Source organism: Mycobacterium sp. WMMD1722 (assembly GCF_049315205.1).
Classification (GTDB): domain Bacteria; phylum Actinomycetota; class Actinomycetes; order Mycobacteriales; family Mycobacteriaceae; genus Mycobacterium.
In genome coordinates, this window is the sequence record NZ_CP186056.1 from 891,217 (window position 1) to 900,947 (window position 9,731).

Genomic DNA, 9,731 nt, shown 5'->3' on the forward strand with positions numbered 1-9,731 from the left:
TGGGCACTCGGTCGGTTGTGGCTTATGCCACGCCGGGGAGGGGTCTAAACGCCCAACGCCGGCTTCAGCGCCTCGGCGACATCGGTGATCGCACCCGGCTGGTATCCGCTGAGGCTGGTGACGGGGCTGAGGATGACCCCGTCGACGCCGGCGTCGAACACCTTGGTCTTGATCTGCTCGGCGACCTGTTCAGCGCTGCCGAACACCGCCTGTTGCCGGAAGTCCTCCGGAATGACGTCCTCGGTGACGTTCGGGTCGATCAGCGCGATGACCAGCATGCTGGTCTCCAGCGTGGCCGGATCGCGGTCCACCTTTTCACAGGCCTGTCGTACCACCTCGATCTTGCGCGGCAGCTCGTCGAAGCCGGCGATGATGTTGAGGTGGTCGAAGTGCCGCGCCGCCAGCGGGATGGTCTTCTTCTCCCCGCTGCCACCGATCATCAGCGGGATGTGCGGGCGGAAGCGCGGCTCGGCCATGGCCTCGCGGGTGCGGTAGTAGGTGCCCTCGAAGGTGGGCCGTTCGCCGGCCAGCATCGGCAGGATGATCTGCAGGGCCTCGCCGAGCTTGTTGAAGCGGTCGGTGAAGGTACCGAATTCGTAGCCCAGCGAATCGTGTTCCAGTTCGAACCAGCCGGTGCCGATGCCGAGGATGGCCCGGCCCTGGCTCATCACGTCGAGCGTGGTGATCGCCTTGGCCAGCAGGGTGGGGTTGCGATAGGTGTTGCCGGTGACCAGCGTGCCCAGCTGAACGCGTTCGGTCGCGGCCGCCAGACCACCGAGGGCCGTGTACGCCTCCAGCATCGGCTGATCGGGCGTACCCAGGCCGGGAAGTTGGTAGAAGTGGTCCATCAGGAACACGGAGTCGAAACCGGCGGCCTCGGCCTCCTGGGCTTGCGCGATGACGGTCGGGAAGATCTCCCCGACGCCGGTGCCGTAGCTGAAGTTCGGGATCTGGAGTCCGAGTCGAATCGTCACGCGTCGACCCTACGACGACTAACCGGAACGCACACCCCGGTTCGCTGTGGGCGAACGGCGGCCGGTCAGCTCACGTCGGCCAGGGCGCCCCGGCTGACATGCAGGGTCTGGCCGGTGATGTGCCGCGCGGCGGGGGTGGCCAGAAACTGGGCCATCCGGGCGATCTCGGCGGCAACGGCCGGCGGGGTGCTGCTCAGCCCCTCGTAGGACGCCGCGGCGCTTTTGCCGGTGGCGACCGCGTTGACGGTGATGCCCCGGGTGCCGAAGTGGGCGGCCTGGCCCGCGGTCCAGTCGGCGACGGCGGCCTTGATCGCGGCGTGTGCGCTGCCTTCGCGCGGCGAATCCGGGACGACGTTGACGATGGTCCCGCCCGAGCGCAGGTGGTCGCCGACGATCTGGACGGTGAGCACCGCCGAGAGCAGCGTCGCATCGAGGGCGTGCCGCCACGCGGCGGCGTGGTCGGCGAGGGTGAAGGTGCGGGGGTCCCCGGCGGTGAATCTCGGGGCCGGGATGTTCACCAGCGTGTCGAGGTGGTGGGGGAACAGGGGTCTGGCCTCTTCGAGGCTGGACGGATCGCTGTTGTCGAAGACGATGCAGTCGACGTCGAGCTCCTTGGCGGCGATCTCCAGGTCGTCGCGCCGGGCGCCGGCGATCAGCACCCGGTGGCCCTCGTCGCGGAATCCCGCCGCGACGCTGCGGCCGAGATCCGTATCGCCTCCGGTGACCAGCACCTCCATGGCCATGACCTCCTTATCGGCGTGGTCGCCGCGCAGCGCGGCGGCCAGCAACCGACAATGTTACTGGACGGTAGCTAGCCCGTGAAATCGCGACGCGCCGCCGTGAGCCGATCCGTGCCCGGCTGGCGCCCGTTGCGCCCGCGAGGTCGACCGGCGCCGTAACGGCCGACGCGTCCGCAGCGATTTCCCGATCGGACGGCGCCGGCCGACAGTCCCGGCGCGGCGGCTGGGACGACACGTTGCCAGCAACGTACCGAACCGCGTTGATCTTGGGAGTTCACATGGCCAGCAATCGTCGTTCTAAGCACATCCACAGCATTTCCCACTTGTGTCACACCGATGACACGGTAGTTTCTGTGGTCATGAACGAGCCGGACGCGATGTCGACACGACGCAGGCGCCTGTCGAGGACGCTGGCCACCGCTGTTACCGGCGCCACCGTGGTGGCGCTGGCCATGCCCTCGGTGGCGCACGCGCAACCCGCACCACCCCCGCCGCCGCCGTCCCCGACGGTCGCCCCGCCGGCTCCGGCCGCTCCCGCGCCGCCGGCGAGTCCCGCGCCTGCGCCACCTCCCGGTCCGGCCGCGCCCGCGCCGCCGCCGGCCGACCCGAACGCCCCGCCTCCGCCGCCTGTCGACCCCAACGCCCCGCCGGCTCCGCCTCCGCCGCCGGCACCCGAACCGGGTCGCGTCGACAACGCCGCGGGCGGGTTCAGCTACGTGGTGCCGGAGGGCTGGAAGGTCTCCGACGCGACCAATCTGTCCTACGGGCAGGCGCTGCTGACGAAGATCCCGCCGGAGGGCAGCACCGAGGCGCCCAAGGACACCAGCGTGCTGATCGGCCGGCTGGATCTGAAGGTCTTCGCCGGCGCCGAGGCCGACAATGTCAAGGCGGCCAACCGGCTCGCCTCCGATATGGGCGTGTATTTCATGCCGCTGCCCGGTACCCGCATCAACCAGCAGAACGCCACCCTCGACGCCAACGGGATGCCGGGGGCGGCGCACTACTACGAGGTGAAGTTCACCGACACCACGCGGCCCAACGGCCAGGTGTGGGCCGGTGTGGTCGGTGCCCCGACCCCGGCCGGGCTGCCCCGTGGCCAGCGCGCCCCCGAACGCTGGTTCGTCGTATGGCTCGGCTCGGCCAACAACCCGATCGACACCAACGCCGCCACGGCGCTGGCGAATTCGATCCGGCCGTACACCCCGCCGGCCGCGCCGCCGCCGCCGGATCCGAATGCCCCGCCGCCGCCGGCCGATCCGAATGCGCCGCCGCCGCGTCCCGCGGTGGGTGTGCCGGTCCCCGTCGCACCGGACGCCGCCCCCGGGATGTTGCCGCCGGCCTGACCGCCGCGCCGGCACCCTCGCCGAGCAGACGCAAAAACCCCCCGACACCCGCGTGTCGGGGGGTTTTTGCGTCTGCTCGCGAGGGACTGTCTCGGCGGGGACCGCGGCGGGGGACTATGTCGACAGATGCCAGACCAGCGCGGCCGCCAACGCCCCCATGCCGTTGAGCGACCAGTGCAGCGCGATCGGTGCGAGCAGGCTCCCGCTGCGGCGGCGCAACCAGGTGAAGACGAACCCGGCGATCCCGGTCGCCACCACGGCCAGTACCACGCCGGCGATCGTGCCCATGACGCCGCCGCCGAAGATGCGGGTGAAGCCCACGTTGCTGGCCGTCAACCCCAGCGAGGTGGCGATGTGCCACAGGCCGAACAGCAACGACCCGGCGGCCGCCACCCCGCGGAAACCCCAGGCGCGGTTCAGCGCCCCGTGCAGCACCCCGCGGAATGCGAGTTCCTCCGGAATCACCGTCTGTAGCGGGATGACGACCATCGAGGCGATCAGCGCGCCCGAGATCGTGGCGTAGTTGTTGTTCATGAACATCGGCCGCGTCCACGGCAGCAGGGCGCCGATCGCGATCACCGTCAGCACCAGGCCCACCGCCGCGGCCGCGTAACCGGCACCGGAGCGCCAGTGTTCACGCCCCAGGCCCAGCTCCGTCCAGCCCAGCCCGCGTCGGCGCACCAGCAGCACCAGCCCCAGCGCGGCCGCCGGGACGGTGGCGATGCTGGCCCACGGGGTGGTGAAGTGTGCGACCAGATTGGTCGCCGCGAGCACCGCCACGACGACGGCGATGTCGACGTAGATCCGGATCCGGGGCGGCGACGAGGTCAGGGCGGCGGTAGACATCCCCGCCGATGGTACCGACGCCGGCCGTCAGCTCCCGGTCACTCGTTGTCGCCGGTGTCCTGGGCCATCGACGCGGTGCCGTCCGGGCGGTATCCCGAATCCCACGACCACCCGGAGATCGCCGGGTCGTCCTCGCCGTGCTCGCGGGTGTAGGCGCGCGCCGCCAGTCGGGCGTCGGCCATCTCCTGGCGCAGGCCCGCGGCGTCGCTGCCCAGGCCGTCCACCCGGTCGATCACATCCATCACCAGGTGGAACCGGTCGAGGTCGTTGAGCATGACCATGTCGAACGGCGTGGTGGTGGTGCCGCGCTCCTTGAAGCCGCGCACGTGGAACTGGGCGTGGTTGGACCGCCGGTAGGCCAGTCGGTGGATCAGCCACGGATAGCCGTGGTAGGCGAAGAGGACGGGTTTGTCGGCGGTGAAGGTGGAGTCGAATTCGCGATCCGACAGCCCGTGCGGATGCTCGGTGTCCGGCTGCAGCCGCATGATGTCGACGACGTTGACCACCCGCACCTTCAGCTCGGGCAGCCGGCGGCGCAGGATGTCGGCCGCGGCCACCGTCTCCAGGGTGGGGATGTCACCCGCGCAGGCGAGCACCACATCAGGGGCGCCGCCGTCGCGCAGGGACGGGCTACCCGCCCACTCCCAGATTCCGAGCCCCCGCGTGCAGTGGGCGACGGCCTCGTCCATCGGCAGATAGGTCAGCGCAGGCTGCTTACCGGCCACGATCACGTTGATGTAGTGCCGGCTGCGCAGGCAGTGGTCGGCCACCGAGAGCAGGGTGTTGGCGTCCGGCGGCAGATACACCCGCACGACCTCGGGGCGCTTGTTGGCGACGTGGTCGATGAACCCGGGGTCTTGATGCGAGGCCCCGTTGTGGTCCTGGCGCCATACGTGTGACGTCAACAGATAGTTCAGCGAGGCGATCGGTCGCCGCCACGTCAGGTGCGCGCTGCTGCTCAGCCATTTGGCGTGCTGGTTGAGCATCGAGTCGACGATGTGGACGAAGGCCTCGTAGCAGTTGAACAGACCGTGCCGGCCGGTCAGCAGATACCCCTCGAGCCAGCCCTGGCACAGATGCTCGGACAGCACCTCCATGACGCGGCCGGCGGGTGCGAGGTTCTCGTCGTCGGGTGTCGTTTCGGCCAGCCAGACCTTGTCGGTCGACTCGAGTACCGCGCCCAACCGGTTGGACGCGGTCTCGTCGGGGCCCATCAGCCGGAACCGGTCCTGATTGCGTGCGATCACGTCGCGCAGGAAGGTGCCCAGCACCTTGGTAGCTTCGGCGGTCTCCGCGCCCGGCTGGTCGACCGGGACGGCGTACTCGGCGAAGTTCGGCAGGTCCAGATCGCGCAGCAGCAGCCCGCCGTTGGCGTGCGGGTTGTCGCTCATCCGCCGGGTGCCGGACGGGGCCAGCGCCCGCAGTTCGGGTATCAGCGCACCGTCGTCGTCGAAGAGCTCGTCGGGCCGGTAGCTGCGCAGCCACTCCTCGAGCTGAGCCATGTACTCGGGATTGGTACGGGTCTCCGACAGGGGCACCTGGTGGGCCCGCCAGGTGCCCTCGACCTTCTTACCGTCGACCTTCTCCGGACCGGTCCAGCCTTTCGGGGTCCGCATGACGATCATCGGCCACCGGGGACGGCCCGCCTCGCCGTCGACGCGGGCGGCGTGCTGGATGGCCGCGATCTGGTCGAATGCCTCGTCGAGGGCGGTGGCCAGCTGCTGGTGCACATTGGCCGGGTCGTCACCGGCCACCGTGATCGGCCGGTAGCCGTAGCCGTAGAACAGGGACTCGAGCTCCTCGGCCGGGATCCGCGCCAGCACCGTGGGATTGGCGATCTTGTAGCTGTTGAGATGCAGGATCGGCAGCACCGCGCCGTCGACCGCCGGATCCAGGAACTTGTTCGAATGCCAGCTGGCCGCCAGCGGACCGGTCTCTGCCTCGCCGTCGCCGACCACACAGGCCACCACCAGATCGGGGTTGTCGAACGCCGCGCCGTAGGCGTGCACCAGCGCGTAGCCCAGCTCGCCGCCCTCGTGGATCGAACCGGGCGTCTCCGAGGCGACGTGGGAGGGGATACCCCCGGGAAACGAGAACTGGCGGAACAGCCGCCGCATGCCCTCGGTGTCCTGGCCGATCGCGGAGTAGATCTCGCTGTAGGTGCCTTCCAGGTAGGCGTTGGCGACCAGACCGGGGCCACCGTGGCCGGGCCCGGTGATGTAGATGACGTCGGCGTCGCGCTGGCGGATCACCCGGTTGAGATGTGCGTAGAGCAGGTTCAGGCCCGGCGTGGTGCCCCAGTGGCCCAGCAGCCGGGGTTTGACGTGTTCGGCTGCGAGCGGCTCCCGCAGCAGCGGATTGTCGAGCAGGTAGATCTGTCCGACCGACAGATAGTTCGCCGCCCGCCAGTAGGCGTCGAGGAGCCGCACGTCGTCGTCGGAGAGGGTGGGGGTGTTGGTCGGGGCGCTGCTGGTCTGGCTGCTCATCTCCGCCATTCTGGTCGCATCGGGTGAACATCGCGTGGCCTTCGGTTACCCCGGCGGGTGACCGCTAAGCTGTCTTGACACCTGTCAACTGCGCTGGAGGAGCCTTCATGCCGTCGACCGCCCACACACCCGTGCTCATCGGCTACGGGCAGGTCAACGATCGCGACGACGATCCTGGGCTCGAACCCGTTGACCTGATGGCGGCCGCGGCGCGCGAAGCCGCCGATCCCCGGGTGCTCACGGCCGTCGACTCGGTGCGGGTGGTCAATCTGCTCTCGGCGCGTTACCGCGACCCCGGACTGCTGCTGGCCGAACGCATCGGCGCGGCGAAGGCCGCGACCCGCTACAGCGGCATCGGCGGCAATGTGCCGCAGACCCTGGTGAACCGGGCCTGCCTGGACATCCAGAACGGCCGGGCCGGGGTCGTGCTCATCGCGGGGGCCGAGACCTGGCGCACCCGCACCAAGCTCCGCAAGCGCGGGGAGCGGTTCGCCTACACCCGCCAGGACGAATCGGTTCCGCTGCCCGAGGGCTCGGACGAGAGCGTGCCGATGGCCCACGATGCCGACATCCGCATCCAGCTCGACCGGCCGTCGTACGTCTACCCGATGTTCGAACAGGCGGTGCGCATCGCCGCGGGGGAGACCCTCGAGCACCACCGACGCCGGATCGGTGAGCTGTGGTCCGGCTTCTCCGCGGTCGCCGCGGACAACCCGCACGCCTGGAGCCGGGACGCGCTGACCGCCGACGCCATCTGGCAGCCCGGCCCGGACAACCGGATGATCAGCTGGCCCTACACCAAGCTGATGAACTCCAACAACATGGTCAATCAGGGCGCGGCGCTGGTGCTGACCTCGGTGGAGACCGCGCGCCACCTCCAGATCCCCTCCGACAGGTGGGTTTTCCCGTACGCCGGCACCGACGCCCATGACACCTATGCGATCGGCGAGCGCGCCGAGTTCCACCGCTCGCCGGCCATCCGGATCGCCGGGCGCCGCGCCCTCGAACTCGCCGAGACCTCGCTGGAGGATGTCGAACAGATCGATCTCTACTCCTGCTTTCCGTCCGCGGTGCAGGTGGCCGCGATCGAATTGGGTCTGCCCGCCGGCGATCCGGCGCGACCGCTCACCGTCACCGGGGGCCTCACCTTCGCCGGCGGGCCGTGGAACAACTACGTCAGCCACTCGATCGCGACGATGGCCGAACGGCTCACCGCCAACCCCGGTCAGCGCGGGCTCGTCACGGCCAACGGCGGGTATCTGACCAAACACAGCATGGGCGTTTACGGGACCGAGCCGCCCACCCACGAATTCCGCTGGGAGGACGTGCAATCCGAGGTCGACGCGGAGCCGTCGCGGGCACTGGAGGTGCAGTGGTCCGGCCGGGGGACCGTCGAGTCGTGGACGATCCCGGTCAGCCGGGACGGCAACGCCGAGAAGGTGTTCCTCGCGGTGCGTACGCCCGAGGACGCTCGCACGCTCGCGGTCGTCATCGACGCAACGCAGGCCGGCGACGTCGTCGAGCGCGATATCGCGGGTGCTGGGGTGGACGTGCACGAGGACGGCACGGCGACCCTCATCTGATGGTGTAGCCGCCGTCGACCAGCAGATCGGCACCGGTGATCATGGCGGCCGCATCGGAAGCGAGAAACACTGCGGCTGCGGCGATCTCGTCGGGGTAGGCGAACCGGCCGACCGGGATCAGCTGCTTGAGGGCGTCGCCCTTCGGGTTGTCCCAGGCTTTGATGCCGAGGTCGGTGAGCACCACCGTGGGGGAGATGGCGTTGACCCGGACGCCGCGGCCACCCCATTCCGCGGCGAGCACTTTGGTGATCCCGACGACGCCGAACTTCGAGGCGCAGTAGGCGACGTGCTCGTCGATCGCCACGGTGGCGGCCTGCGAGGCCATGTTGATGATGACGCCACGGCCGGCGGCGAGCATATGCCTGCCGACCGCCTGGCTCATCTGGAACGTGCCGGACAGATTGATGGCGATGGTGTCATCCCAGAACTTCTGCGACAGCTCCTCGGCCGGGGCCAGGCGTGCCACGCCCGCGGAGTTGACCAGGATGTCGATCGCCCCGAAGGCGTCGGCGACCGCCTCGACGGTGCCCCGCACCGATTCGGGATCGGCGACATTACACCCGAATCCGCGGCTGTCGGTGGGCAGCGCGGCCGCGGCCTCCGCGGCGCCGGCCTCGTTCAGGTCGGCCACCGCGACGCGGGCGCCCTTCGTGGCGAACGCCGAGGCGATGGCCGCGCCGATCCCGGAGGCCCCGCCGGTCACCAATGCCACCTTGCCGTCGAGTCCGAAGTCGAGATCGACGGCGGCTCGGGATGTGTCGGTCATTGCACTCCTGTCGGTTGTCGGGCGCTCGGGTTCAGTCCAGTACCGCGGCGGCCACACCGGTGTCGGTGACCAGCGACGACACCAGACCGGATTTCAGCACCGCACGGGTGGCGGCGATCTTCTCGGGTCCGGTGGCCAGGGCGATGCGGGTCGGGATCGCCCGCAGGGTCGACTCGCTGATGCCCATCCTGCGTTCGTCGAGTCCGGCGACGCGGTTACCGTCGCGGTCGAGCAGCAGTGCGCAGGTCTCCGCGCACACACCCTCGGCTTCCAGGGTTCGCACCTCGGCGGCCGACAACGATTCGTAGACCTGAGAGGCGCCCGGGCTCCACGCCCCGACCGAGACGATCGCGCAGCTGACCTCGGCGTGCCGGCTGATCGTCGCGGTGATCTGCTGATTGCCCGACAGGCTCTCGGCGGTGCGGGCGTCGGGAACCACCAGGGGTGCGTACATCGGCCAGGACCGCCCGCCGCTGACCTCGCTGATCCGGCGCACCAGATCGGTGCCGTTGGCGGTGATCGCGCCGGCCATTCCGGTCAGCTGCACGACCTCGCAGGCGGGCAACCGGCTCAGGTACCCGGCGATGTGGGTCAGGGTGCGGCCGCAGTCGACGCCGACGACGTCGCCGTCGCGCAGGATCGACTGCAGTAGTTCGGCCATGGCCTTGGCGACGGCCGCGACGCGGTCGGGTTTGTCGGTCGAGTCGGGCGTGACTGCGTAGGCGTGTTCGAGTTGGTAGCGGCGCTGCAGTTCGGTGGACAGATCGACGTCGATCGAGGCCGGGTTGTGGATCTTGATCTCGACCATCCCGGATTCGACGGCGTCGTCGAGGATGCGGGCCACCTTGAAACGGGAGAGCCCGAACTCCTCGGCGATCTGGATACGGGTCTTGCGCTCCAGGTAGTAGCGGCGGGCGATCACCGCGCGCTGGAACAACTCATCCGGTCCCATCGCGTTCCTCTCCGACCTGCCGAGTCCGCCGCTGCACATAT

At 69.7% G+C, this 9,731-nt stretch carries 8 protein-coding genes; 2 read left to right on the plus strand and 6 right to left on the minus strand.

Going from position 1 to position 9,731, the window contains the following annotated elements; translation table 11 throughout:
• Positions 1–44: 44 nt before the first annotated feature.
• Positions 45–974, minus strand: a complete 930-nt coding sequence (locus tag ACN27E_RS04015) for an LLM class F420-dependent oxidoreductase (RefSeq protein ID WP_422746743.1) — start codon at positions 972–974, stop codon at positions 45–47.
• A gap of 65 nt (positions 975–1,039) precedes the next feature.
• On the minus strand, positions 1,040–1,711 hold the full coding sequence (locus tag ACN27E_RS04020) for an SDR family oxidoreductase (protein ID WP_422749594.1): 672 nt from the start codon (positions 1,709–1,711) through the stop codon (positions 1,040–1,042).
• 362 nt (positions 1,712–2,073) lie between these two features.
• Between ACN27E_RS04020 and ACN27E_RS04025 the strand changes: the two genes are divergently transcribed.
• A complete protein-coding gene (locus ACN27E_RS04025; RefSeq protein WP_422746744.1) occupies positions 2,074–3,057 on the plus strand; it encodes an APA family fibronectin-binding glycoprotein in 984 nt (327 codons plus the stop codon).
• Between the two features lie 114 nt (positions 3,058–3,171).
• Here the strand turns inward: ACN27E_RS04025 and ACN27E_RS04030 are convergent, their stop codons facing one another.
• Complete coding sequence (locus tag ACN27E_RS04030) at positions 3,172–3,903, minus strand: lysostaphin resistance A-like protein (protein ID WP_422746745.1); 732 nt, start codon at positions 3,901–3,903, stop codon at positions 3,172–3,174.
• 38 nt (positions 3,904–3,941) lie between these two features.
• Positions 3,942–6,389 (minus strand): phosphoketolase family protein, encoded by a 2,448-nt coding sequence (locus ACN27E_RS04035; protein ID WP_422746746.1) that lies wholly within the window; start codon positions 6,387–6,389, stop codon positions 3,942–3,944.
• 107 nt (positions 6,390–6,496) lie between these two features.
• On the opposite strand from ACN27E_RS04035, the gene ACN27E_RS04040 reads away from it, so the two are divergent.
• Positions 6,497–7,972: an acetyl-CoA acetyltransferase gene (locus ACN27E_RS04040; RefSeq protein WP_422746747.1), complete on the plus strand. Its 1,476-nt coding sequence runs from the start codon at positions 6,497–6,499 to the stop codon at positions 7,970–7,972.
• Here the strand turns inward: ACN27E_RS04040 and ACN27E_RS04045 are convergent.
• Both ACN27E_RS04045 and ACN27E_RS04050 read right to left on the minus strand, forming a co-directional pair.
• On the minus strand, positions 7,965–8,738 hold the full coding sequence (locus ACN27E_RS04045; protein ID WP_422746748.1) for an SDR family oxidoreductase: 774 nt from the start codon (positions 8,736–8,738) through the stop codon (positions 7,965–7,967). The genes ACN27E_RS04040 and ACN27E_RS04045 overlap by 8 nt on opposite strands.
• A gap of 31 nt (positions 8,739–8,769) precedes the next feature.
• The gene (locus ACN27E_RS04050) at positions 8,770–9,690 is read right to left on the minus strand and encodes a sugar-binding transcriptional regulator (RefSeq protein ID WP_422746750.1); all 921 of its coding nucleotides are present in this window, start codon (positions 9,688–9,690) and stop codon (positions 8,770–8,772) included.
• Positions 9,691–9,731 lie beyond the last annotated feature (41 nt).